The organism is Lactococcus sp. S-13, assembly GCF_004210295.1.
GTDB lineage: Bacteria > Bacillota > Bacilli > Lactobacillales > Streptococcaceae > Lactococcus.
The window spans coordinates 1,492,695-1,519,102 of sequence record NZ_SDAK01000001.1 but is presented as its reverse complement, the minus strand read 5'-3'; the positions used below and the strand labels follow the sequence as shown (position 1 = coordinate 1,519,102).

Sequence of the window (26,408 nt, the reverse complement as noted above, 5' to 3'; positions counted from 1 at the left end):
TGCTCTGATTACTTATCAGAGCATTTTTATTTTAGTGACATTTAACGCTTAATATTGATCAAGCAAGAGTTGTTTGATTTCATCAATACGTGGTTGACGTGGGTTAGCAGGAGTACATTGGTCATCGTAAACCAAGTCAGCAAGTTTGTCGAGTTCACGTTCGAGATGGGCTTTATCAACACCATTTCCAGAAAGAGTGATGTTAATATCAATGCTATCAGTCAATTTCTTGAGTTCAGCAACCAAAGCTTGTACAGCTTGTTCGTCAGAATCATTTTTACCAGCAAATCCCATGAAGCGCGAGATTTCAGCGTAGTCTTCTTGCGCACGGTAAGTTTCATAGCGTGGGTAAGGTGTCCGTTTAACGTTTCCTGTTACAGCGTTGAAGTTGATAACGTGTGGCATAGCAATGGCAATAGCAAGACCGTGAGGCAATCCAAATTCACCACCAATTTTGTGTGCAAGTGAGTGGTTAATACCAAGGAAGGCATTGGCGAAAGCCATACCAGCAAGCGTTGCAGCATTGTGCATATTTTCGCGAGCTTTTTGTCCTTCTTTAGTTGGATGAGCTGGGTCGTAGTGGTAAGACGCAGTCAAGTTTTCAAAAATCAATTTAATGGCTTGAAGTGAGATTGGTTTTGTATAGTCAGAAGCCATAACAGAAACGTAAGATTCAAGCGCGTGACTCATAGCGTCGATACCAGACCAAGAAACGGTACGTTTTGGCACAGTCATAACGAACTCAGGGTCAACAATCGCTACTTGTGGTGTCAATTGATAGTCAGCAAGTGGGTATTTCACGTGAGTTTCATCGTCAGTGATAACGGCAAATGGTGTCACTTCAGAACCAGTACCAGAAGTAGTAGGGATAGCGACCATTTGTGCTTTATGTGGGTGGTAGAATTTGATGATCCGTTTACGAATATCCACGAATTTTTGAGCCAATTCTTGGAAGAGTTCTTTGAGGCTAGCATCATCAGAAAGGTCAGCTTCACCACGCGCATCATATTCATAAATCAAACGACCGATTTTACCAGCGTCAAGAGCAGAACCACCACCAAGACAGATGACAGTATCTGGTTCAAATTGTTTCATTTGACGGGCAATCGCAATCGCTTCGCTCAAAGTTGGGTCAGGTTGAACAGAACCATAGATGCTTGTTTCGACTTGTTTTGGACGAACAGCAAGTTGTTCCAAAACTTTGTCAACAAAGCCAAACTTAACCATACCAGGGTCAGCAACGATGAAAGCTTTGTGGACGTGTGGCAATTCTTGCAAGTAAGAGATTGCATTTTTTTCGTAGTAGATTTCTTTTGGCAAACGAACCCATTGTGGGCGATTACGACGTTTAGCCACAGTTTTAACATTCAAAAGATCATATGTACTCAAATTGTGTGAAAGTGAATTTTTCCCCCATGAACCAGTTCCAAGTGTAAGTGATGGACGCATTGCATCTGTATAGATATCGCCGACACCACCGATTGAGTCAGGTTGGTTGACGAGGATACGAGAAGCTTCGACTTTTTCACCGTATTCTTTAACGAATGGATCATCCATTGCACCGATTTGGATTGCGGCATTGTGACCAGCTCCTTGATAAGCAAGGAGGGCGCGGACGATTTCGATTCCTTCTTCACGTGTTTCTGATTTGTAGATTGAAAGCAATGGAGAAAGTTTTTCAGAAGAGAGCGCTTCGCCAATGTTTTTCTTGTCAAGTTCAAACAAGAGAACATCTTTGTCTTTAGGGACGTTTACGCCAGCTTGCTCAGCAATCCATTGACCAGAGCGACCAGCTACAGGCCCTGTAACACCAAAGCCTTCGCCAGCGCGTTCCACGAATACAAAGCTTTCGATGGCTTTATAGTCTTCTTTAGGCACCATGTAAGCACCTTGCGCTTGCATTTTAGCAACAAATTCATCATAGATAGAAGCGTCGATAACAGCTGAATTTTCAGTAGCGCAAATCATTCCGTTATCAAAACGTTTTGAAAGCAATAAATCTTCAACGGCACGTTCAATGTTTGCAGTAGCATCAACGTAAACTGCACCATTACCGGCACCAACACCGAGTGAAGGGTTACCAGATTTGAGGGCAGCATTGACCATACCAGGTCCACCTGTTGCGAGGATTGTTGCAATTCCGTGATTTTGAATCAACGCAGTCGTCATATCAAGACTTGGTGCTTCAATCCATTGGATAAAGTTTTCAGGTGCGCCAGCTTCAACGGCTGCATCATACACGATTTTAGCTGCGTGTGAAGAACATTTTTGCGCTTGTGGGTGGAAAGCAAAGACAATCGCATTGCGTGTTTTTGCTGTCAAGAGTGATTTGAAAATTGCTGTAGAAGTTGGGTTTGTTGTTGGCACAATACCAGCAAGAACACCGAGTGGGCTTGCGATTTCAACAGAGCCAGCGACTTTATTTTCAGCAATCACGCCAACAGTTTTATCGTTTTTGATGGCGTTATAAACAGATTCTGAGGCGAAATGGTTTTTTGTATCTTTATCTTCAACAACGCCACGACCTGTTTCGTTAACTGCTTCGTGAGCGAGTTCAAGTGAGTGTTTACTTGCGGCAAGTGCCATAGCGGCAACAATTGTATCAACTTGCGCTTGAGTGTAACCTTCAAACTTAAGAACAGCATCGTGCGCTTTCTTGACCAAATTATCAGTATAAGCGACAGCTTCTTGGAATTTTGCGGCTTTTTCTTCAGCGGTTAAAGGTTTTTTAGCGGCTGGAGCAGCTTTTTTAGTTGCCATGTTTATATTTTTCTCCTTTGTGATAACATTCACTTAATAGTACGTGAATAGTTTAACAAACATTTTTCGGAATGTCAAGTGATATTGTGAGTGATTTTACAATCTAAAGAATACGGCTGTTCAGGACAGTGTCTATACCAATGCTTTGAGCAAAAAAATATTGTCAAATAAATTTTATTTGACAATAAAATTAGTTTTCATTTCCCAAAATGCTGACGAAAAATCCGTCAGTAATTTAGTAAGGCAAAACGCAAGTTATTTCAGGGGCATAAACGTCTTTTTGTTCCAAAGTGAGTTGACCTGTTGATTTATCACGAGAAAAGAGGGTCAGATTGTCAGAATTTTGATGAGCGACGATCACAAAATCTTCACTTTTATTAAAATTGAAATCGCGAGGAATGTTGCCTTCGGTAGCTACCCAACCAACCAACTCAAGTTTTGTTCCGAGTGGGCTTACTTTGTAAGTCACCAAAGAATCATGTCCACGATTGGAAGTATAGAGGAATTTTCCGTCATCAGAAAGACGGATAGCAGCGACACCATTAAATTCGGTATAGTCACTAGGAAGAGTTGAAATCGTTTGGATGCGGGCAAAACGACCTTTTTCGCTGTTATAGCTCAAGACTTCGATGGTTGAATTAAGTTCGCCAACGAGATAAGCCACTTTTTCATTAGGGTGGAAAGTCAGATGGCGAGCGCCCATGCCTTTTTCAGCGCGGTAAATCGCAGCAATATTAAGTTTTCCGTCACCCAGGACATCATAAACGGTCACTTCGTCACTTCCCAAATCGCAAGTTACTAATCGACCGTCGGGAGTCAAATCAGCATAATGAACATGAGCGCTACTTTGCTCAGGTCGGGGACCAGAACCTTCATGTTTGACTGTATCGGTCAATTTGAGTGAACCATCAGTTTGAATCTTGTAGACACGGACTTCACCAAGATGGTAATTCGCACCATAAACTAATTGGCGTGCTTCATCGACAGCAACATAGCAAAGTGGCGCGCCAGTGCTTGTTACATTTCCAAGAGGAGTTGCCGTCTCACCATTGAAAGCAAAAGCTGCCACTCCACCACCATTGCCATCAGCGGCACAGGTGTAGAGATGTCCTGCTTTATCAACGGCGATGTAGGTCGGATTTTGTACCGCCGCCACCTCGCTCAAAGTTGTTAATTCTTTATTTTTAGAATCTAAAAGAACGCTGTAAACTCCTTTAGATTTGCGTTTAGTGTAGCCACCCAACAAGATTTTTTCTTTCATTTTATTCTCTCCTTTTTTTAATTTAAAAATACTTATATTATTATTTTATCATAAAAAAGCGTTTTCAGCGAAAATATTCATTTTTTTCTTAGAAAAATTACTGACGAAACTCATCCAGCAAATCCGTCAGCATTTTCTCTCAGAGAAATTACTGACGGAAACATCAAAAAAACTTGCAAAAACGAAGAAAACAGTGTATAATGAGAAAGTTGCTATGTGTGCGAAATCATAATTAAAAAAGGCAACCATTTCACATTTTATCTTGACAAGGTCGTAGTGTACGCAAGTATTGCGGCTGCGGAAGACAGATAAAAGAGGAAAAACTATTTTAAAAGGAGACATATCCATGTCAGTTATTTCAATGAAACAACTCCTCGAAGCTGGTGTACACTTTGGTCACCAAACGCGTCGTTGGAACCCAAAAATGAAACCATACATCTTCACAGAACGTAATGGTATCCACGTTATCGACCTTCAAAAAACTGTAAAACTTGTTGACGATGCTTACAACTATGTAAAAAACGCTTCACAAGAAGGTGCAGTAGTACTCTTTGTTGGGACTAAAAAACAAGCCGCTGAAGCAGTTAAAGAAGAAGCCCTTCGTGCTGGTCAATACTACGTTAACCACCGTTGGTTGGGTGGTATGCTCACTAACTGGAACACTATCCAAACACGTGTAGCTCGTCTTAAAGAAATCAACAAAATGGAAGAAGAAGGAACTTTCGAAGTTCTTCCTAAAAAAGAAGTTGTACTCTTGAACAAAGAACGCGAACGTCTTGAAAAATTCATCGGTGGTATCGCTGATATGCCTCGTATCCCAGATGTAATGTACATCGTTGACCCACATGCTGAACAAATCGCAGTTAAAGAAGCTAAAACTTTGGGAATCCCAGTTGTAGCGATGGTTGATACAAACGCAGATCCAGAACCAATCGACGTTGTTATCCCTGCAAACGATGACGCTATCCGCGCCGTTAAACTCATCACAGCTAAAATGGCAGATGCAATCATCGAAGGCCGTCAAGGTGAAGATGCAGCAGAAGACTTCGTAGCCGAAGAAGCAGCTTCAGAAGAATCTCTTGAAGAACTTGCTGAAATCGTTGAAGGTAAATAATTTTAACTTCAACTTATACTAATTAAGTAACTACAACAGGCGAGGCCTTACGCCTCACCTGTTTTTTTAAATAAAACTACTGTCAATACTGACAGAAAAAAACACATAGGAGATTTACAAAATGGCAGTAACAGCAGCTCAAGTAAAAGAATTACGCGAAAAAACTGGCGCAGGAATCATGGACGCTAAACGTGCGCTCGTAGAAACTGACGGAAACATGGAAGCAGCAGCAGAACTCCTCCGTGAAAAAGGAATTGCAAAAGCAGCTAAAAAAGCTGACCGTGTAGCCGCTGAAGGTCTTACAGGCATCGCTGTAAGCGGGAATGTTGCAGCCCTTGTTGAATTGAACTCAGAAACAGACTTCGTTGCGAAAAACGAACAATTTGTTGCTTTGGTAAAAGAAACAGCAGAACTCCTTGCAGCAAACAAACCAGCAAACAACGAAGAAGCATTGGCACTTACAACAGCTTCAGGTGTTTCTCTTGAGCAAGAACTCGTTCAAGCAACAGCAACAATCGGAGAAAAAATCACTTTCCGTCGTTTTGTTGTTATCGAAAAAACAGACGCACAACACTTCGGTGCTTACCAACATAATGGTGGTAAAATCGGTGTTATCTCTGTTATCGAAGGCGCTGACGAAGCACTCGCAAAACAAGTATCAATGCACATCGCTGCCATGAACCCAACAGTTCTTTCAGCTGACGAACTTGACGAAGAGTTTGTTAAAGCAGAATTGGCACAAATGAACCACAAAATTGACGAAGACAATGCTAGCCGTGTACTCGTTAACAAACCAGAACTTCCACACCACGAATATGGTTCTAAGAGCCAATTGACAGAAGAAGTTCTTGCAGCCGCTAAAGCTTCATTTGAAGAAGAACTCAAAGCTGAAGGTAAACCAGAACAAATTTGGGACAAAATCATTCCAGGTAAAATGTCTAAATTCATCGTTGACAACACAAAAGTTGACCAACAATTTGCGCTTCTTGCACAACTTTACATCATGGATGACAGCAAAACAGTTGAAGCATTCCTTGAGTCAAAAGCAGCAAAAGCAATCAGCTTCACACGTTTTGAAGTTGGTGAAGGAATTGAAAAAGTTGAAACAGACTTTGCCGCTGAAGTTGAAGCAGCAAAAGCAGGACTTTAATTCAGAAAAAAGAACAGCTCAAAAAGCTGTTTTTTTCTTTTAGCGACACACAAAATGATTTTTTAACACCAATCTGAAAAAATAGTGTATTTATTTGCATCAGTATGCTATAATTATATTTGAGATTTTCTATCTAAATAACCTATAACCCAAGTAATTAAATCATTTTATGGAGTAAAGCATGTCAAGTACTGTAATTATCCTTATTGTTGCCCTCGTTGTTATCATCATCGCCTTCTATGTTTTTGCCATTTTGATGCGCAAAAAAACAGAAGATCGCATTTTGGAAATGGAAGAGCGAAAAGAAACCCTTTTTGATCTTCCCGTTCAAGAAGAAATCGATTCTGTGAAGAAGATGCACCTTGTCGGCCAATCACAAACGATTTTCCGCGAATGGAACCAAAAATGGATTGACTTGTCGTCAAACTCTTTTGCCGATCTTGAAAATCATATTTTTGAAGCTGAACAACTGAATGACTCATTTCATTTTTTCCGCGCCCGTGAATCTGTAGCAGATAGTGAAGCACAAATTGCTCTCATGGAAGAAGATGTCCAAGGAATTCGTGACGGTGTTGCTCAATTGATTGAGCAAGAAAAACGTAATTCCAATAAAATTCAAGAGTCCTTAGACTTGTACGATAATCTTCGAAACGACATCACAGATAATGCTGACATTTATGGCAATGTCATCGGTGAGCTTGAAAAGCACTTAGCAAATATTGAGACGGAGTTTTCACAATTTGTTACCCTGAACTCAACAGGTGATCCGATTGAAGCTGCTGAAGTATTGGAAACTGCCGAAGAACATACCATTGCTTTACGAGCAATTACAGAGCAGATTCCAGCATTTACACAGAAAATTGAAAAAGACGTTCCTAAACAATTTGCAGATCTACGTGAAGCAGCCGATAAGTTCATCGAAGAAGAATATATTCTTCCGGAAAGTGTCAATGTTGATGAAAGAATGGCAGAACTCCAAGATCTTCTTGATGAAAGCGGTGCGTTGTTAGAACAATTTGAACTCGATCACGTTGAAGCAGAACTTGCTGTAATTCAAGACAAAGTCTCAGCTCTTTATGCTATTTTCGAAAAAGAATATGCTGCTCGTCGAAATGTTGAAAAGCGTTCAGTAGTTCTTAGAGATTATATTGAACACATTCGAAATAACAATAAAAACTTGCTCCTCGAAATTGATCATGTGACACAAGCCTACGTTTTATCAGGAAATGAAAAAGGTTATGTCCGTGGTTATCAAGAACACCTTGAAACCTTAGACGCTGATGTTGCTGAGATTATGTCAAGCATCGAAAGTAAAAAATTACCTTACTCTATTCTTTCACACCGAATCAATGCGATTGTTGGTGCTCTGGAAGATATGGAAAAGAATCAAATCAAAATTAGCAACACACTCACAGGGCTCAAAGATGAAGAACGCGCAGCCCAAGAGATTGCGGAACGTTTTGATTCAGAACTACGTATTATCAAACGTTATGTTGAAAAAAGAAATCTTCCAGGACTTCCGAAAGATTATCTCGATTTATTCTTCATGACAGGAGACCGTGTTCAAAATCTCTTTAAAGAATTAGGACGAGTGAGAATTAATATTGACACGATTAACCATCTTGTTGACGTAAGTACTGAAGATATGCACGTCCTTAAAGAAACAACAACCAATATGACGGATCACGCCGTATTGGCAGAACAATTGATTCAATATGCCAACCGGTATAAAGCTACGAATGAGCAAGTTGCACAAGGTATCTCTCGGGCTCTTCAATTATTTGAACGTGAACGAGATTATGATGCTTCATTTGATGAAATTTCAAAAGTTTTGGAGCTTGCTGAACCAGGAGCTGCAGCTCGGATTTCTGGAGTTTATTTCAAGACAAAAACCACCCCAGATTATTTATAATAGATCCACAAAAGATAAAATTACTAAGATTTTATCTTTTTTTATACCTAAAAATAAAAAAATTTAAAAGTATGATAACTGAGTCAGGGTAAGGAAGAAAAGGGATACAGGAGCGGGTAAAAAGCGAACGAAACTAAAAAAAGTGAGAAGGAATACATTTAATCCTTGACAAAGGGAGGGGGGTTTGATAGAATATAATAGTTGTCGCAAGAGACGAGGGTCTTGAAGCGAGCTAGACCATTGAAAACTGAATAAAGAAGAATGACTCATGTGATGTCGAAAGACATCAAAAAATCTGTCAATCAATAATGAAAGACAAGCCAGTCACATTAGTGTGACTTAAATACTTTATTTGAGAGTTTGATCCTGGCTCAGGACGAACGCTGGCGGCGTGCCTAATACATGCAAGTTGAGCGATGCGGTTTGGTGCTTGCACTAAACCAAAGAGCAGCGAACGGGTGAGTAACGCGTGGGAAATCTGCCTTTGAGCGGGGGACAACATTTGGAAACGAATGCTAATACCGCATAACAGCTAGGGACACATGTTCTAAGCTTGAAAGAAACAATTGTTTCACTCAAAGATGATCCCGCGTTGTATTAGCTAGTTGGTGAGGTAAAGGCTCACCAAGGCGATGATACATAGCCGACCTGAGAGGGTGATCGGCCACATTGGGACTGAGACACGGCCCAAACTCCTACGGGAGGCAGCAGTAGGGAATCTTCGGCAATGGACGAAAGTCTGACCGAGCAACGCCGCGTGAGTGAAGAAGGTTTTCGGATCGTAAAACTCTGTTGTGAGAGAAGAACGACGAGGAGAGTGGAAAGCTCCTCGTGTGACGGTATCTCACCAGAAAGGGACGGCTAACTACGTGCCAGCAGCCGCGGTAATACGTAGGTCCCGAGCGTTGTCCGGATTTATTGGGCGTAAAGCGAGCGCAGGTGGTTTATTAAGTCTGGTGTAAAAGGCAGTGGCTCAACCATTGTATGCATTGGAAACTGGTAGACTTGAGTGCAGGAGAGGAGAGTGGAATTCCATGTGTAGCGGTGAAATGCGTAGATATATGGAGGAACACCGGTGGCGAAAGCGGCTCTCTGGCCTGTAACTGACACTGAGGCTCGAAAGCGTGGGGAGCAAACAGGATTAGATACCCTGGTAGTCCACGCCGTAAACGATGAGTGCTAGATGTAGGGAGCTATAAGTTCTCTGTATCGCAGCTAACGCAATAAGCACTCCGCCTGGGGAGTACGACCGCAAGGTTGAAACTCAAAGGAATTGACGGGGGCCCGCACAAGCGGTGGAGCATGTGGTTTAATTCGAAGCAACGCGAAGAACCTTACCAGGTCTTGACATACTCGTGCTATTCCTAGAGATAGGAAGTTCCTTCGGGACACGGGATACAGGTGGTGCATGGTTGTCGTCAGCTCGTGTCGTGAGATGTTGGGTTAAGTCCCGCAACGAGCGCAACCCCTATTGTTAGTTGCCATCATTAAGTTGGGCACTCTAACGAGACTGCCGGTGATAAACCGGAGGAAGGTGGGGATGACGTCAAATCATCATGCCCCTTATGACCTGGGCTACACACGTGCTACAATGGATGGTACAACGAGTCGCGAGACAGTGATGTTTAGCTAATCTCTTAAAACCATTCTCAGTTCGGATTGTAGGCTGCAACTCGCCTACATGAAGTCGGAATCGCTAGTAATCGCGGATCAGCACGCCGCGGTGAATACGTTCCCGGGCCTTGTACACACCGCCCGTCACACCACGGGAGTTGGGAGTACCCGAAGTTGGTTGCCTAACCGCAAGGAGGGCGCTACCTAAGGTAAGACCGATGACTGGGGTGAAGTCGTAACAAGGTAGCCGTATCGGAAGGTGCGGCTGGATCACCTCCTTTCTAAGGAATATATACAAAGACGTGAGCATTCAACTTTATTCAGTTTTGAGGGGTTTAGTAGAAAACCTATACAAGAATCAATTTCTTGATTGTGGGGCCTTAGCTCAGCTGGGAGAGCGCCTGCTTTGCACGCAGGAGGTCAGCGGTTCGATCCCGCTAGGCTCCATTGTCAGACAAGACGTTAAAATCACTTGAACATTGAAAACTAAATAACAATATCTAATAACGATAAAATAAACCAAAAGCTGTGAATTTTAAAGAATTTACAAACTTATACTTGAAAAAAGATGATTAAATTCATCATGGCAAAGTTAATAAGGGCGCACGGTGGATGCCTTGGCACTAAGAGCCGAAGAAGGACGTGACTAACGACGATATTCGAGGGGGAGCAGTAAGTACGCATTGATCCCTCGGTCTCCGAATGGGGAAACCCAGCTGCTACTAGCAGTTATCCGTAAGTGAATACATAGCTTACGTGAAGGTAACGCAGAGAACTGAAACATCTAAGTACCTGCAGGAAGAGAAAGTAAAAACGATTTCGTAAGTAGCGGCGAGCGAACGCGAAGAAGGGCAAACCAAGAAGCTTGCTTCTTGGGGTTGTAGGACTGCAACGTGGACTTAAGCATTATAGTCGAATAACCTGGGAAGGTTAATCAAAGAGGGTAATAATCCCGTAGACGAAATAGCGCTTATACCTAGCAGTATCCTGAGTAGGGCTGGACACGCGAAATCCAGTTTGAATCCGGGAGGACCATCTCCCAACCCTAAATACTCCTTAGTGACCGATAGTGAACCAGTACCGTGAGGGAAAGGTGAAAAGAACCCCGTGAGGGGAGTGAAATAGCACCTGAAACCGTGTGCCTACAAGAAGTTCGAGCCCGTTAATGGGTGAGAGCGTGCCTTTTGTAGAATGAACCGGCGAGTTATGTTATGATGCGAGGTTAAGTTGAAGAGACGGAGCCGTAGCGAAAGCGAGTCTGAATAGGGCGCTTTAGTATCATGATGTAGACCCGAAACCTAGTGACCTATCCATGAGCAGGGTGAAGGTGTGGTAAGACACACTGGAGGCCCGAACCAGGACACGTTGAAAAGTGTTTGGATGACTTGTGGATAGCGGAGAAATTCCAAACGAACTGGGAGATAGCTGGTTCTCTCCGAAATAGCTTTAGGGCTAGCGTCGAAATGTAAGTGTATTGGAGGTAGAGCACTGTTTGGGTGAGGGGTCCATCTCGGATTACCAATCTCAGATAAACTCCGAATGCTAATACACATGTTCGGCAGTCAGACTGCGAGTGCTAAGATCCGTAGTCGAAAGGGAAACAGCCCAGACCAACAGCTAAGGTCCCAAAATATATGTTAAGTGGAAAAGGATGTGGGGTTGCACAGACAACTAGGATGTTAGCTCAGAAGCAGCTATCATTCAAAGAGTGCGTAATAGCTCACTAGTCGAGTGACCCTGCGCCGAAAATGTACCGGGGCTAAACATATTACCGAAGCTTTGGATTGATTTTAAATCAATGGTAGGAGAGCGTTCTTAACCGCGATGAAGGTATACCGTGAGGAGTGCTGGAGCGTTAAGAAGTGAGAATGCCGGTATGAGTAGCGCAAGATAAGTGAGAATCTTATCCACCGTAAGACTAAGGTTTCCAGGGGAAGGCTCGTCCGCCCTGGGTTAGTCGGGACCTAAGGCGAGGCCGAAAGGCGTAGTCGATGGACAACTGGTTGATATTCCAGTACTAGATATGATCGTGATGGAGGGACGCAGTAGGCTAACGGATGCCAGTTAATGGATTCTGGTCTAAGCAGTGAGGTGTGAGATGTGTCAAATGCATGTTTCTCTAACATTGAGCTGTGATGGGGAAGCAACTACGGTTGCGAACTCCGTGATGTCACACTGCCAAGAAAAGCTTCTAGCGTAAAGTCATATCTACCCGTACCGCAAACCGACACAGGTAGTCGAGGCGAGTAGCCTCAGGTGATCGAGAGAACTCTCGTTAAGGAACTCGGCAAAATAGCCCCGTAACTTCGGGAGAAGGGGTGCTGGTGTAACAGCCAGCCGCAGTGAATAGGCCCAAGCAACTGTTTATCAAAAACACAGCTCTCTGCTAAACCGCAAGGTGATGTATAGGGGGTGACGCCTGCCCGGTGCTGGAAGGTTAAGAGGAGGTGTTAGCGTAAGCGAAGCACTGAATTGAAGCCCCAGTAAACGGCGGCCGTAACTATAACGGTCCTAAGGTAGCGAAATTCCTTGTCGGGTAAGTTCCGACCCGCACGAAAGGCGTAATGATTTGGGCACTGTCTCAACGAGAGACTCGGTGAAATTTTAGTACCTGTGAAGATGCAGGTTACCCGCGACAGGACGGAAAGACCCCATGGAGCTTTACTGTAGTTTGATATTGAGTACCTGTAAGTCATGTACAGGATAGGTAGGAGCCATTGAAATCAGGACGCTAGTTTTGATTGAGGCGCTGTTGGGATACTACCCTTGACTTATGGTTACTCTAACCCGCTGGCATAATCGGCCAGGGAGACAGTGTCTGACGGACAGTTTGACTGGGGCGGTCGCCTCCTAAAGAGTAACGGAGGCGCTCAAAGGTTGGCTCAGATTGGTTGGAAATCAATCGTAGAGTGTAAAGGTAAAAGCCAGCTTGACTGCGAGAGCTACAACTCGAGCAGGTAGGAAACTAGGACTTAGTGATCCGGTGGTACCGCATGGAAGGGCCATCGCTCAACGGATAAAAGCTACCCTGGGGATAACAGGCTTATCTCCCCAAGAGTTCACATCGACGGGGAGGTTTGGCACCTCGATGTCGGCTCGTCGCATCCTGGGGCTGTAGTCGGTCCCAAGGGTTGGGCTGTTCGCCCATTAAAGCGGCACGCGAGCTGGGTTCAGAACGTCGTGAGACAGTTCGGTCCCTATCCGTCGCGGGCGTAGGTAATTTGAGAGGATCTGTCCTTAGTACGAGAGGACCGGGATGGACTTACCGCTGGTGTACCAGTTGTCTCGCCAGAGGCACGGCTGGATAGCTATGTAGGGAAGGGATAAGCGCTGAAAGCATCTAAGTGCGAAGCCCACCTCAAGATGAGATTACCCATTCGTAAGAATTAAGAGCCCAGAGAGATGATCTGGTAGATAGGCTGGAAGTGGAAGCCCTGTGAGGGGTGTAGCGGACCAGTACTAATCGCTCGAGGACTTTACCAAAAGAGTCAAATATAAAAAGCTTAAGGTTAAGCGTTAGAAGAAGTGTTATTTAGTTTTGAATGTTCAAAGTAACATTTAAAGATTTGGTCATCATAGTGATGGAGATACACCTGTTCCCATGTCGAACACAGCAGTTAAGTCCATCTACGGCGGAAGTACTTGGGGGTTGCCCCCTGGGAGATAGGCTCGTGGCCAAGTTGAGTGAAGAAGCTAAGGCTTCTTTTTTTGTTGTTTCAAAAAACCCTAGCTTTTGCGCTTAGGGTTATCGATCAATGATGAATTCTGACTCAATGAATGTTTGTTTGATTTCTTTTGAAATGGCGATGTCAAAGGCTGAACGTCCAACTTGAAGGAAGTGGTTATCTACGGTCGGAAGGTTTAACAGTTGTCCTGAAACTAGATTTTCTTGGCCGATAATCAGAGGTTTTGGGATTTTTTGGTCTTCAAACCAGCGCCATACGTTTGCAGCGATATCGTCTGAGTTGGCAAAAATACTATCAAATTTTGTGAGTTTGGGTGCGAGTCTGTAACCATCGAGAGAAGAAACGGCACCTGTGGTAATCTGTTCGGATTGGGCAGGAAGTTTATAGGTTTCTTTGTAGGTCTGCAGGGTAACAGATGTGGTGGGACTTTGAGCACGAGAAAATAGGAAGCCAGTATTTGAATAGCTCTGTGATTTTAACCATTGGAATGCTTTGCGATAACCCGTTTTTCTTTCGGCATAGCTGGCAGAAATATTTTTACTCTTGGGTTTGTGGCAGAGGACGATCGAGCCATACTTTTGATAGTTAAGGACTGTTTCTTCTGAGACTTCCCGTGAGGTAAAAATAAGCGCTTCAAATGCCTTTTTACGGAGTTGTTCTAAATATTGAATTTCGAGGTTTTGATTATAATTTGAGGGAAGAATAACGATTTTATAACCTGTTTCAAAACTTTTATCAAGGATTCCTTCGAGAATTTGGCTGAAGAAGGGGTGTTTGACATAGGGAAGGACGACACCAATGTTTTTGGTTGTCCCTGCGGATAGTTCTTGAGCAATGGCGTTGGTCGTATAGTCGAGTTGATTGGCAAGATCGAGGATGAGTTCTCTAGCTTCTTTTGAAACATATCCATTTCCTGAAAGAGCCCGAGATACGGTTGCTTTGGAGTAACCGCTCAGTTTTGATAGGGTGGTTAAAGAGGTCATTGGTTCACCTGTTCATTTAGTTCGCTGATAACTGATATTGCTTCAGCTACACCGTGGTTCGTATTTTTTGCTACAATCATTTTAACATGTTTTTTGACTTCGGGGCTAGCATTATCTACGGCGATGCCAAGTCCTGCTGCTTTTAAAAGGGGGATATCAGTGGAGCTATCACCGATGGCGGCGATTTCTTCGAAAGCTAAGTTTTCGCTGTTAAGGATGGTGCTCACGGCATCAGCTTTTGTATTTTGGCTAGAGGTGATTTCAAGGTGCCATTGTCCACTTTGTTTGATTGAAATGTTAGGAATTTTTAAAGCATTGAGTGCTGCTTCGATTTTTTGAAGTTCAGCTGGATTAAAGACAATCATCATTATTTTGTAAATTTCGGAATTGCCATCATAGGCTTTGAGTCTTGGTTCAATTCCTGTGATGGCTTTTTGAAGAAAGGTTCCTTTGTCTTGTTTTTTGATGTACCAGTGGGTAAGACTATACCAGCTAAGGCTGATTTTAGGAAAATGGTTTGAAATGTAGTCTAAGAGTTGGATGACACTTTCTTTAGTGAGGGTGTTTTTTTCTATAATTTGAAGGCCAAATTGATTTTGAGTGAAAATGAGGTTTCCGTTAAATGCAATTTGGGGAGCAGTGAGCTGTAATTTGTCAATAGTGGTGCTCATTTCCAGTGGACTACGCGCGGAAACAAGGGTGAGTGGCAGGTTACTGTAGTAAATTGACCAAAGGTTGGTATCTGAGAGTGTGCCGTTAGAATTGAGCAGGGTGCCGTCCATGTCTGTGAAGATGTGTTTGATTTTCATATGTAAATCTCCTTTGAATCCGAGTTTTATTGCTTTTGAAAAGCGTGAACTCGGTTGTTTTATTTTGATAATCATATTTTAAACTGTGGAACGCGTTCCATGTCAAGCATAATTATCGTAAATTTTATAAAAAAGCGGGCAATTCCAAAAGGAGTGATGAAATGGTATAATTTAGTAAAGTTCATTTGTGAAATTGGATGAGATGACTAAAAGTTTTGTAAGAAATATTGAATTAAGATAGGAATAAAATGGAAGATAAGAATAGACTTTTGTTGATTGATGGTTCGTCGGTGGCTTTTCGGGCTTTCTTTGCTTTGTATAATCAGTTGGATCGTTTTAAGGCGCCAAATGGCTTACATACGAATGCGATTTATGCTTTTAATACCATGCTTGCTTCATTGATGGAGCGGGTTCAGCCAACGCACGTATTGATTGCTTTTGATGCGGGTAAGACGACTTTTCGTACAGAAATGTTTGCGGAATACAAGGGAGGGCGTTCAAAGACACCCGATGAGTTTCGTGAACAGTTGCCTTTTATCAAGGAGATGATTGAAAAGTTAGGGATTCGTCATTATGAATTGGCGAATTATGAGGCGGATGATATCATTGGAACTTTGGATAAAATGGCTGAAGCGCCTGGAGTGAATTTTGATGTGACCATTGTAACGGGTGATAAGGATATGATCCAGCTGGTTGATGCAAATACACGGGTGGAGATTTCTAAAAAGGGTGTTGCTGAGTTTGAGGAATATACGACGGATTATTTGCAGGAAAAAATGGGGCTGACGGCGCATCAATTTATTGATTTGAAGGCTTTGATGGGCGATAGCTCGGATAATTATCCTGGAGTGACGAAGGTCGGAGAAAAGACTGCCTTGAAGTTACTGCAAGAATGGGGCTCGTTGGATAATTTGTATGCCAATGTGGACTCGCTCAAGGCAAGTAAGATGAAAGAAAATCTGATTGCTGATAAAGAAATGGCTTATTTGTCGCAACGCTTGGCGACCATCAATACAACGGCGCCGCTTGAAATCAGTCTTGATGATACAAGATTGCAGGAAAAGAATGTCGCAGAGCTGGGGCGTTTTTATGACGAAATGGGCTTTGTGCAGTTTAAAAATAAATTGTTGGCGGAAAATGCGGGAGAAAATGCTGACGAATTTGCTGCTAAAGAGGAAATTGTGTTTGAAGTGGTGACGGATAATTTCGTCAGTGATTTGGTCAAACCAGATGACTTTTTCTATCTGGAAACTTTGGCTGAAAACTACCATCGGGAGGATGTTGTTGCTTTTGCTTGGGGAAATGCTGACAAGATTTATGTTTCTAAGAATTTGGCGCTTTTGTCAGAGATGGAATTTCCAGAAAATACTTATGATTTCAAGAAAAACCGCGTCCTTCTGAGTCATTTTGGGCGGGAGCTTAAGTTGAGCAAATTTGATGCGATGTTAGCTAAATACTTGATTTCAACGACGGAAGATAATAAAATTTCGACGATTGCACGTTTGTTTGAGGCGGGACATTTGGCTTTGGACGAGGAGATTTTCGGAAAAGGGACGAAGTTGGCCCTGCCTGAGGACAATGTCTTGTTCGAGCATTTGGCGCGCAAAATTAAAGTTTTAGTGGCCTCAAAAGAAAAAATGCTTACGGAACTTGTGGAAAATGAACAAGAGCATTTGCTTTCGGACATGGAGTTGCCTTTGGCAGAAGTTCTTGCCAAAATGGAAATTGCGGGAATTTCGGTCAGCCAAGAAACCCTTGAAAAAATCGGTGCGGAAAATGAAGAAAAATTGGCACTCTTGACCAGAGAAATCTACGAGTTGGCTGGTGAGGAATTTAATATCAATTCGCCAAAACAGCTTGGGGTGATTTTGTTTGAAAAATTGCAACTGCCCGCAGGTAAAAAGACAAAGACGGGTTATTCAACAGCTGTGGATGTGCTGGAAGATTTGGCTCTGGTGTCGCCTTTAGTTGCAAAAATTCTCGAATATCGTCAGATTAACAAGGTTCAATCGACCTATGTCAAGGGCTTAATTCCACAGATTGCAGCTGATGGAAAAATTCACACGCGCTATGTGCAGGATTTGACGCAGACGGGACGTTTATCTTCAGTTGATCCGAATTTACAAAATATTCCTGTGCGTTTGGAGGAAGGACGCAAGATTCGCAAAGCTTTTGTGCCGAGTAGCGACAGTGTTTTGCTGAGTTCCGACTATTCGCAAATTGAGCTACGGGTTTTGGCGCATATCTCGGGCGACGAGCATCTGATTGAGGCTTTCAAACACGGGGCGGACATTCATACCTCAACGGCGATGCGCGTTTTCGGGATTGAAAAACCTGAGGATGTGACGGCGAATGACCGACGCAAAGCTAAGGCAGTTAATTTTGGTGTAGTTTATGGCATTTCCGATTTTGGACTGGCACGTAATCTTGGGATTACGAGAAAAGAAGCTAAAAACTACATTGATACTTATTTTGAGCGTTATCCAGGGATTAAAAACTACATGGAAAACATTGTTCGTGAGGCGAGAGATAAAGGATTTGTGGAAACAATGAGTCATCGCCGCCGCAAAATTCCAGAAATTAATGCTCGGAACTTCAACGTGCGTGGCTTTGCAGAACGGACGGCAATCAATTCACCAATTCAAGGATCAGCGGCTGATATTTTAAAAATCGCAATGATCAATTTGGACAAAGCCTTAAATGCGCAACAGTTCAAAGCCAAAATGTTGTTGCAAGTACACGATGAAATTATCCTTGATGTACCCAAAGAGGAATTACCGCAAATTCGTCAATTGGTGCAAGAAACAATGGAAGCTGCCATCACACTTGCTGTACCACTGAAAGTAGATGAGAATGCTGGAAATACGTGGTATGAAGCCAAATAATATCTAAAAAAACTGACGTAAAATCAGTTTTTTTATTTTGCAACAGAGAATTTGCTGACGAAAATCAAATTCATCAGAGAAAATGCTGACGAAATTGATTTTTTAAGAAAAAAGTGTTCAAAAAATCCGTCAGTAAAATTTCTGAACATCAACAGCAAAATAAGGCAATCTTTAAGGCATGACGCGAGGGTGTGCTATAATAGATTTATGGAAAATATCGAATTACAAGTGGATGAACGAATTGATGAAATTGCAAACAGCGGCGTGAAAATTATTCAGAGCCGTGCGGTTTTTTCTTTTAGCATTGATGCCATTTTACTGGCGCGTTTTCCACGTTTGCCCAAGAAAAAGCAGGCCCAAATTATCGATATGTGTGCGGGAAATGGCGCGGTGGGATTATTTGCCAGCTCGAAAACGTCAGCAAAAATTATTGAGTTGGAACTGCAAGAACGCTTAGCAGATATGGCGCAACGCTCCATTTTGCTCAATGGACTTGGCGAGCAGATGTCCGTCATCAATGACAACCTCAATCAAGCGCTGAACCATTTGCATACCTCCAGCACCGATTTGATTTTTTGTAATCCGCCTTATTTTAAAGTCGATTCCAGCGACAGTCACCTCAACGAAAGCCAGCATTACACACTCGCGCGCCACGAATTAACAACAAATCTCGATGAGATTTTTTCAATCAGCAAAAAACTCCTCAAATCAAACGGTCATATTGCGATGGTGCATCGCCCAGAACGTTTTTTGGAAATTGTGGACAAGATGCGTGCTAATAATTTACAGCCCAAATGGATTCAATTTGTCTATCCCAAAGCTGATCAGCCAGCCAATATCCTGCTGATTGATGCCATAAAAGATGGCAAAGCTGGCGGTGAAATTTTCTTACCTCCACTGATTGTGCATAATGATGACGGCACTTATACTGACGAAATCAATAGGATTTATTACGGAAAAAACGAATAAAAAAAGGCTGCTGGCAAAACGTCAGTAACCTTTTTTATTTTAATAAGCCAGTCCCGATTGACTTTGCAGTTTAGACATCACTGCTTTTTGTAAATCGGCTAAAGTTTCTGTTTCAGTGCTGGCAGGCTCAGTCAATGCAGCTTTGAGCTTGCTACGACTAGCGTCCATAGACATTTTGAAAGCAAGACCAGAGTTATTTTGGCTATCTTGGACTTTTCCTGAAAAATCACTATCCATCGTGTGAGCTTTTTCGTCAATCACTATTTTTACAGATAAATGATCAATCTTGATGTCTTTAGTTGCCTTTTTAAAGAGATCAAGTTGATTTTTAGAAAGATTGGCAAAGCTTGAATAATTTTTCAGAACGTCAGCTAAAGAGCCACCTTGTCCAGAAATTTTTGCAGTAATCTTGTCACCGGATTTTGTAAAATCAGTATTTGGGGCATCTTTAAGTACTTTTTCCAAATCAGATTTTTTCAAAGCTGTACTTTGAGCAAAGGCTTTGTCAACAGTTGAAGCCCACGTTTCGCCAGTAGAAGCAGCCATTGAATCAAACGTCGCAGCATCCATAACAAAATATGGCTTTGTCAGGCTATCTACCATACTGCCATAAATCAAAGCGACCTGATTGTCTGATTTGGAGATATTTTTCTTGTTACTGTTGTAGAGGGCTTTGATGTCACTACTGTTGATGTACATCCCGTTTTCTGAAAGGAGCGCATCGAGTTTATAAGCTTTTGAGTCAATGTTTGCAGTAGCCGCATAGGCCATAATTTTCTTATCCTTATCAATCCCCGTTGAGATATCAAAAGTAGCACCTTCGAGAGCTTTGCTAGGAGAAGTAGCACCCTCTCCACTTGCTTTGAAGGAGTCAATCTTTAGATTAACATTCTGCCCGTTATAAACTTTGGTATCATTGAGTGCTATGACATCAGAAACAAAAGCTTTTTTAGCAGCGTCAGAATTTTTAGCTGAACAAGCCGATAAGGTTAGGACACTCGCAAAAAGCGCTCCTGCGGTAAACAGTTTCCATGTTCTCATGTTAAATCCTCCTTTAGGATAGAAATGAATTATTTTGCACATAGTATACTACTATTTCCTAATAATGTCAATTGTTTCTTTAGCGGAAATAAAAGAAAATTTATGAAAACAAAGCAGAAACAAAAAAGCTACTAACAAATTTGTCAGTAACTTTTTTAGACTTAGCGTCTTCTTAATAAATAATATCGTAAATTTCAATCGCAACAAGGTCGATATCGTCAAACAAAGAAGCATCTTTTTGTTTAGGATAACGCAGTGAAAAAGCTTGTTCCTCAGGGCTATAGCTGACAGTAAGCATTACTTCGCCTTCACGTTCAAAATTATAAGTTTCCTTTGGATCACCGCCTTCAACCAAACGATTCAAGCGATTCATGATTGCCAATAAGTGTGATTTCATTTTGTAAATATTCCTTTCGATGTTTTGCCAAGCAAAACTCTGTATTATCAAATTGCTCTTTTGGTTGCAATTTCCCATTTAAATGAGCCGGCTGAGCTTTCTCTGCTCAAGCTACTCTTTATCCTTATCTATTTTAACATAACTTTGCAGATTTTTGGCAAGTTTACTGGCTTTTCGGGCAAAATATTTTGCTCGAATCTGCTCTCTTTTAAGCGAGCGCTTCACTGTAATTGGCATTTGGCGAATTGTATCCTCCATTTTCATAGGGAAACGCTCCGCTTCCAGCGTTTTGAGCTGATCATACTGAATAATAGTATCCAAATAGAATAAATAAACCTGTTTGGCAAAATTTTCTGCAGAAATCTCATAGAGTTTCTGTTCAAACTTATCGGTATCAATCGGGTGTAAATCACGTAGGGCAGCGATGGTCACCTCTGCCAAATCGTCATCACCCTCAAAAAGTCGTCCAAATTCTAAATCATTGATTAAACTTGATAAATAAGGATTTTTTGCCGCCAAAACGCGCGTCCCCGCCGCCATCGCTTCTAGGTAAGTTAAGCCTTGCGTTTCTGAAGTTGAAGCCGAAATGAAAAAATCGGCTGCCTTATAATAATAAGCTGTTTGCTCATTTTCCACTCGACCTGTGAAAATCACAAACTCCTCCAAATCAAGCTCCGCAACGAGGCTTTTGAGTCGCTCCGCGTAAGGGCCGTGTCCGACTACGACAAGTTTCACGGGAAACTCTGCCAAAATATCGGGCAAGGCCTGAATGACCGCTTGAATATTTTTCTCTGCCGCAATCCGTGAAAGACTCAGCAGCATGATTTCACCAGCTTTAAGCCCTAAGCTTTCTCGCAAATCCGCTGTTTGCTGGGGTGTAATATCCTCACGCTTGAACCGATCAATTTCAATCCCTGTCGGAATCACACGTTTGGGTAGATCTACCCCATAATTATTGACTGTTTCCAGTACCATTTCGCTCGGACAAATGATGGCCTCTGTTCCTCGCAAGAAATTACGAATCACATATTTTACCATGCTCGGCCGAATCAGATGCCCTCTGGCGATATAATAAACATAGTCTTCATATTTAGTGTGCAGGGTATGAATGACAGGAATCCGTAGCTGAGCCGCTACCATTTTACCTAAAATTCCCATCCCAAACTCTGTTTGAGTATGAATAATATCCAAATGATAGTCTTTGGCAATCAAGTAAGCTGCAAAAACTCCCTTGAGGACAATTTTGCGCTCAGCTAAACTCACAAAAGGAATCGACTGCAAGCGAATAATATTGTGTTCATGGTCAACATCAGCTCGTGGATCCGTCGTCGTAAAAATAAAAACTTCATGACCAGATTTTTCCAATTCTAAAGCTAAAGTGTGAATACTCGTAGCCACTCCACTAATCTGTGGATAATAACTATCTGTAAAAAGTCCAATTCTCATAAATATTTCCCAATCAATCTTCTAATCTTTTGTTACTATTGACTCGGACAAGTCAATGTTAAAGCTCCAAGGTCTGTTGATAAGCCACTACTAATTGCTCGGCGACTTTTTCAATGGTTCGTTGCTTAGCAACTTGATAACCCGCTTGTGTTTTATCAACATTTCCAGCTAAAATGTCATCCAAAGCGCTGACAAATCCATCCACGTCACGCGCCGTACTCACTTCGTGATCGCTCAACCATCCTTCATAAACAGGGATGTCTCGCACCAAAGCTTTTTGTCGACTCGCCAAAGCTTCCAAGACTACGATTCCTTCTGTTTCCTCACGTGATGGGAAAAAGAAGCAGTCTGCTGCAGTCATGGCCCCTTCAAAAACATCGCCTTTGATGTAACCAGGGAAAAGCAAGTTCTTTGGATGATTTTTTTTGACAATCCGGCGTACCCAGCCAGGAATCGTCCATAAATTTTGATAGCCAAACCAGATGAAAGTCACCTCTGGCATTTTTTGAGCGACTTTGACAAAATCATCAATGCCTTTGCGCTTAAAATAGAGGGCTGCTGTTACGACGACTTTTTGGTCAATGGACAAGCCGAAATGTTCGCGAAAAGCTAATTCTTTAGCCTCATTTCGTGAATATTTCGCCAAATCAATTCCATTTGAAATTGGTAAAATCGGGCATTTTATTCCGTATGAGCGAATCAATCGTGCAGAATAGTCGGTTGGTGTGATGACCAAGTCTGCTGCTCGGTAAAAATGGAGGAGGTAACGTTTAAAAAAAGGTGCAATGATGTTTGAACCAAGGAATGAATCTTGGAAGTCTTCTTTGGTCGAATGACCGTGGAAAATGACTTTTTTTCCAGCTTTCTTGGCTTGACGCAACATTTTCCAGCTGCTAAATCCATAAGTATTGAGGTGAAGGATATCATAATCCTCAGTTGGATCTTTTGTCCAATCTACCCCCATTAAATCTAGTGCTCTTTGTTGATGTTTCATCGCTCGACCAATTCCTGAATGACTCAGAAATTCCTCGGCTTCTAGGTAAAGTAAAATTTTCATGCTTAAGTCTTATTTTACCATAAAATAATCAAAGAAAAACAGAAATCTGCCGTTTTCTGAAAATTTCAGTCTTTAGACTGAAAAAACCTCCCAAGTGGGAGGCTATTTTTTAAGAAAGGGTTAGTCAGGTGAGCTTGAGCTACTTGTTGATAAATCGCTTGTTGTTTTGTCAAGCTTGATATTTGCTGTATGAGATTTGCCGTCACGGTAGTAAGTTACACTAATCGTATCTCCAATGCTGTGTGAATAGAGCGCACTTTGGAGGTCAGTTGAAGAAGTGAGTGATGTTTTACCAATCGCTGTAATGACGTCGCCAGCTTTTAGACCTGCGGCTGCGGCTGGCATTCCAGCTTGAGCAGAATAAATGACAACTCCGCCCGTCACGCTATTTGGTAAGTTCAATTGTGAGCGATCACTGGTTGACAGGTTAGACAAATCAACCATTTGGATGCCGAGGGCTGGACGAGTGACTTTACCGTCCGTTTCAAGTTTATTGATGATATTTACGACGTCGTTTGAAGGGATAGCAAAGCCTAAACCTTCAACTGATGTGCTGCTGTCTTCGGTTGTTGTAATCTTACTTTGAGTAATCCCGATAACTTGACCGTCAATGTTAATCAAAGCACCACCAGAGTTACCTGGATTGATTGCGGCATCTGTTTGGAGGGCATTGATACTTGTGGTTTGGCCATTTTCTTGAGTGAGGGTCACTTGGCGATTTTTAGCAGACAAAATCCCCTGAGTCGCAGTGTTTGCGTATTGGCTACCCAACGGTGAACCAACGGCAATGGTTGGCTCACCAATGGTTAATTTGCTTGAATCTGCAAAAGTGGCCACTGATTTTACGTATTGTGAGCTGATTTTGAGAACGGCAAGGTCGGTGAATTCGTCATAGCCGACTACGGTAGCTTTGACTTTTTGGCCTCCAGAAAGAAGCACATCCAAAGACGAGTTGCCAGCGATGACGTGATAGTTGGTTACGACATAAGCTTCATTGCCAGATTTTTTGTAAATGACTCCAGAACCTTCACTGGCGAGTTGGGGACTGGTACTCTCTGAGCTAGAATTATTGCCAAAAATAGAACTAAAATCATCACCACTACTTTGTTTTTGATAGTTCATCACTGAAACAACAGAAGTGGAAACTTTTTTGATGGCGTCAGTGACGTCGCTGTTGACATTGACTGAAACGTTGCTGACTTTTGTACTTGTTGTATTACTTGCTGAATTTGTTGAGCTAGGGTTTACTGTATTTTGATAGACTGCGTTACCGCCGAGGGCGATTGCGCCGCCAACTACACCTGTTAATAATAATTTTCCAAAATTGCCTTTTGCCATAAATAATTCCTTTCATCTTTTCCTATAATATAATGCGATTATAGCTATCTATACTTAACAATACCATAATCGTTACTAAAATGAAAATTATATAATACTTTTCCACAGTTTTGTGGAAAAAGAGGAAACTTGTGGGAATAAGTGGATATTTTTTTGCGGTTTTCCACACAAAAGTGGAAAAAATTAAAAAAATGTTGATAAATCATGCTTTCATCTTGTTTTCAGCGGGGGAAAAGAGTAAAATTATAGGGATAAATTTAATAATTGTTCTCTTTTTTTCAGATTTCAATAAGAAATGATAGAAAAATTGGGGAAAATTTCAGTATTTTAGAAGAGAAAAAACGAATGAAAATAAAACTAATTGTGGTGGGAAAACTCAAAGAAAAATATCTCAAAGAGGGCATCGCTGAATATGTTAAACGAATGAGTACGATGTTGCCGCTAGAGATTATTGAGCTTGCTGATGAGAAAATTCCTGAAAATGCTTCGGCAAAAGAGCAAGAAGCGGTCAAGGAGAGCGAAGCTAAGAAAATTTTGGCGCGTGTTCAGGAGGGCGACAAGTTGGCCATTCTCGCGATTCAGGGGAAACTGATGTCGTCAGAGGATTTGGCAGCCACAGTCAAAAATGCAGAAGTTTATGGCACGCGCAATTTGGTCTTTGTGATTGGTGGCTCGCTTGGTCTTGCGGATGTGGTGTATAAACGCAGTGATATTCAAATCTCATTTGGACGGATGACCTTGCCTCATCAGTTGATGCGACTGGTTTTGGTGGAACAAATCTATCGGGCACAGATGATCAATCGCGGCTCGGCTTATCATAAGTAGATTGGAGGAATAAAATGATTGACATTGTGGAAAAATTTCGCGCGCAAGCAAATCCACAAACTGCGGCTGCTCAAGCGGCTTATATGCGCAATCAATTTGAATTTATTGGCTTGAAAACACCGGAACGTCGGGAATTATCGAAAAATTTTTTGAGTGAAAAAAGTCGCTCAAATCAGGTTGATTGGCCAATGGTTTGGGCTTTGTGGTATTTACCAGAGCGAGATTTTCAATATTTGGCGTGTGACTATTTGGTGAAAATGAAAAAATACCTGCAGTTTTCGGATATGGAAAAAATCAAGAAGCTGGCAGTCACGAAGTCTTGGTGGGACACGGTGGATAACTTGGATAAGCTAGTCAGTGCGCTTTTGCTGCCTAAAAAGGACAAAAAAGCCAGAGAAATTACTGACGAAAACTTTTCTGAGCAGGGGCAACGCGAAAAAATACTGACGGAAATTAAAAATTGGGCATCAGATGAGAATTTTTGGGTACGGCGCTTGGCGATTGATTGTCAGCTCACTTTTAAGGAAAAAACGGACACGGAACTTCTAAAATTTGTCATTGAGCAAAATTTGGTCGGTTCCCAATTTGCTGACGAATTTTTCATTAATAAGGCCATTGGTTGGGCCTTGCGTGATTTTTCTAAAAGTAATCCTGTGTGGGTCAAAAATTTTCTGCATGAACATGAAGAAAAAATGGCAAAACTTTCACTTCGTGAAGCCAGTAAATATCTGAAATAGCTTGATTTGACAGAGCTTTCAAACTGTGATAGAATAAAAGCAATGTTCAAAAATGAACTTGTATTTGAATAAAAACACAAAAGGAGACAGAAATGTCAGGATTTTCTCTTATTTTCATCGTTATCGTTATGGGTGGGATGATGTTCTTCATGAACCGCCAACAAAAGAAACAACAAGCAAAACGTCAAGAACAGTTGGATGCGATGCAACCAGGTTCAGAAATTGTTACAATCGGTGGTTTGCACGGCACACTCGTGAGTGTGGATTCAGCTAAAGGGACAATTGAGTTGGACTGTGAAGGTATCATTTTGACTTTTGACCGCGCGGCTGTCAAAACAGTGAAAAGTGGTGTGACACCATCAACTGTTGAAACAGAAGAAACAACTGTTGAAAGCCCAATTGAAGAAAACTAAGCGGATCAAAC

Annotated in this window: 17 protein-coding genes, 1 tRNA gene and 3 rRNA genes; 12 read left to right on the top strand and 9 right to left on the bottom strand. The window is 42.0% G+C overall.

The window, feature by feature from the left end; genetic code table 11:
• Positions 1-48: 48 nt before the first annotated feature.
• Positions 49-2,760: a bifunctional acetaldehyde-CoA/alcohol dehydrogenase gene (gene adhE, locus EQJ87_RS07525; RefSeq protein WP_130124031.1), complete on the bottom strand. Its 2,712-nt coding sequence runs from the start codon at positions 2,758-2,760 to the stop codon at positions 49-51.
• 235 nt (positions 2,761-2,995) lie between these two features.
• Positions 2,996-4,021 carry a lactonase family protein gene (locus EQJ87_RS07520; protein ID WP_130124030.1) on the bottom strand — a complete coding sequence of 342 codons (1,026 nt, stop codon included), beginning with the start codon at positions 4,019-4,021 and terminating at the stop codon, positions 2,996-2,998.
• A gap of 346 nt (positions 4,022-4,367) precedes the next feature.
• On the opposite strand from EQJ87_RS07520, the gene rpsB reads away from it, so the two are divergent.
• From rpsB to rrf, 7 genes are all read left to right on the top strand, one after another.
• On the top strand, positions 4,368-5,135 hold the full coding sequence (gene rpsB / locus EQJ87_RS07515) for a 30S ribosomal protein S2 (RefSeq protein WP_075526251.1): 768 nt from the start codon (positions 4,368-4,370) through the stop codon (positions 5,133-5,135).
• 121 nt (positions 5,136-5,256) lie between these two features.
• Positions 5,257-6,285 (top strand): translation elongation factor Ts, encoded by a 1,029-nt coding sequence (gene tsf / locus EQJ87_RS07510; protein WP_130124029.1) that lies wholly within the window; start codon positions 5,257-5,259, stop codon positions 6,283-6,285.
• 181 nt (positions 6,286-6,466) lie between these two features.
• The gene (gene ezrA / locus EQJ87_RS07505; protein WP_130124028.1) at positions 6,467-8,197 is read left to right on the top strand and encodes a septation ring formation regulator EzrA; all 1,731 of its coding nucleotides are present in this window, start codon (positions 6,467-6,469) and stop codon (positions 8,195-8,197) included.
• A gap of 348 nt (positions 8,198-8,545) precedes the next feature.
• A 16S ribosomal RNA gene (locus EQJ87_RS07500) occupies positions 8,546-10,092 on the top strand.
• A gap of 93 nt (positions 10,093-10,185) precedes the next feature.
• Positions 10,186-10,258 (top strand) — tRNA-Ala (locus EQJ87_RS07495).
• A gap of 138 nt (positions 10,259-10,396) precedes the next feature.
• Positions 10,397-13,294 (top strand): 23S ribosomal RNA (locus EQJ87_RS07490).
• A gap of 82 nt (positions 13,295-13,376) precedes the next feature.
• Positions 13,377-13,492: ribosomal RNA gene (rrf, locus tag EQJ87_RS07485) — 5S ribosomal RNA — on the top strand.
• Together the 16S, 23S and 5S rRNA genes with 1 tRNA gene alongside form the textbook arrangement of a ribosomal RNA operon.
• A 64-nt stretch (positions 13,493-13,556) precedes the next feature.
• On the opposite strand, the gene EQJ87_RS07480 is transcribed toward rrf, so the two are convergent.
• Complete coding sequence (locus EQJ87_RS07480; protein WP_130124027.1) at positions 13,557-14,480, bottom strand: LacI family DNA-binding transcriptional regulator; 924 nt, start codon at positions 14,478-14,480, stop codon at positions 13,557-13,559.
• Positions 14,477-15,289: an HAD family hydrolase gene (locus tag EQJ87_RS07475; protein WP_130124026.1), complete on the bottom strand. Its 813-nt coding sequence runs from the start codon at positions 15,287-15,289 to the stop codon at positions 14,477-14,479. Before EQJ87_RS07475 ends, EQJ87_RS07480 begins: the two co-directional genes overlap by 4 nt.
• Before the next feature lie 248 nt (positions 15,290-15,537).
• Here EQJ87_RS07475 and polA point away from each other — a divergent pair, with 248 nt between their 5' ends.
• Positions 15,538-18,174 carry a DNA polymerase I gene (polA, locus tag EQJ87_RS07470; RefSeq protein WP_130124025.1) on the top strand — a complete coding sequence of 879 codons (2,637 nt, stop codon included), beginning with the start codon at positions 15,538-15,540 and terminating at the stop codon, positions 18,172-18,174.
• Positions 18,175-18,381: 207 nt separating this feature from the next.
• A complete protein-coding gene (locus EQJ87_RS07465) occupies positions 18,382-19,143 on the top strand; it encodes a tRNA1(Val) (adenine(37)-N6)-methyltransferase (RefSeq protein ID WP_130124024.1) in 762 nt (253 codons plus the stop codon).
• A gap of 39 nt (positions 19,144-19,182) precedes the next feature.
• On the opposite strand, the gene EQJ87_RS07460 is transcribed toward EQJ87_RS07465, so the two are convergent.
• The 5 genes from EQJ87_RS07460 to EQJ87_RS07440 form a co-directional block, all read right to left on the bottom strand.
• Positions 19,183-20,184, bottom strand: coding sequence for a hypothetical protein (locus EQJ87_RS07460; RefSeq protein WP_130124023.1), 1,002 nt, complete (start codon positions 20,182-20,184; stop codon positions 19,183-19,185).
• Between the two features lie 172 nt (positions 20,185-20,356).
• On the bottom strand, positions 20,357-20,581 hold the full coding sequence (locus EQJ87_RS07455; RefSeq protein WP_130124022.1) for a YkuJ family protein: 225 nt from the start codon (positions 20,579-20,581) through the stop codon (positions 20,357-20,359).
• 111 nt (positions 20,582-20,692) lie between these two features.
• Complete coding sequence (locus tag EQJ87_RS07450; RefSeq protein ID WP_130124021.1) at positions 20,693-22,027, bottom strand: glycosyltransferase family 4 protein; 1,335 nt, start codon at positions 22,025-22,027, stop codon at positions 20,693-20,695.
• A 58-nt stretch (positions 22,028-22,085) separates the two neighbouring features.
• The gene (locus tag EQJ87_RS07445) at positions 22,086-23,084 is read right to left on the bottom strand and encodes a glycosyltransferase family 4 protein (protein ID WP_130124020.1); all 999 of its coding nucleotides are present in this window, start codon (positions 23,082-23,084) and stop codon (positions 22,086-22,088) included.
• Between the two features lie 120 nt (positions 23,085-23,204).
• Positions 23,205-24,422: a S1C family serine protease gene (locus EQJ87_RS07440; RefSeq protein ID WP_130124019.1), complete on the bottom strand. Its 1,218-nt coding sequence runs from the start codon at positions 24,420-24,422 to the stop codon at positions 23,205-23,207.
• 345 nt (positions 24,423-24,767) lie between these two features.
• On the opposite strand from EQJ87_RS07440, the gene rlmH reads away from it, so the two are divergent.
• The 3 genes from rlmH (at position 24,768) to yajC (ending at position 26,397) form a co-directional block, all read left to right on the top strand.
• Positions 24,768-25,247, top strand: a complete 480-nt coding sequence (gene rlmH, locus EQJ87_RS07435) for a 23S rRNA (pseudouridine(1915)-N(3))-methyltransferase RlmH (protein ID WP_130124018.1) — start codon at positions 24,768-24,770, stop codon at positions 25,245-25,247.
• A 14-nt stretch (positions 25,248-25,261) separates the two neighbouring features.
• On the top strand, positions 25,262-25,984 hold the full coding sequence (locus tag EQJ87_RS07430; protein ID WP_190289058.1) for a DNA alkylation repair protein: 723 nt from the start codon (positions 25,262-25,264) through the stop codon (positions 25,982-25,984).
• 92 nt (positions 25,985-26,076) lie between these two features.
• On the top strand, positions 26,077-26,397 hold the full coding sequence (gene yajC / locus EQJ87_RS07425) for a preprotein translocase subunit YajC (RefSeq protein ID WP_130124017.1): 321 nt from the start codon (positions 26,077-26,079) through the stop codon (positions 26,395-26,397).
• The last annotated feature ends 11 nt before the right edge of the window (positions 26,398-26,408 follow it).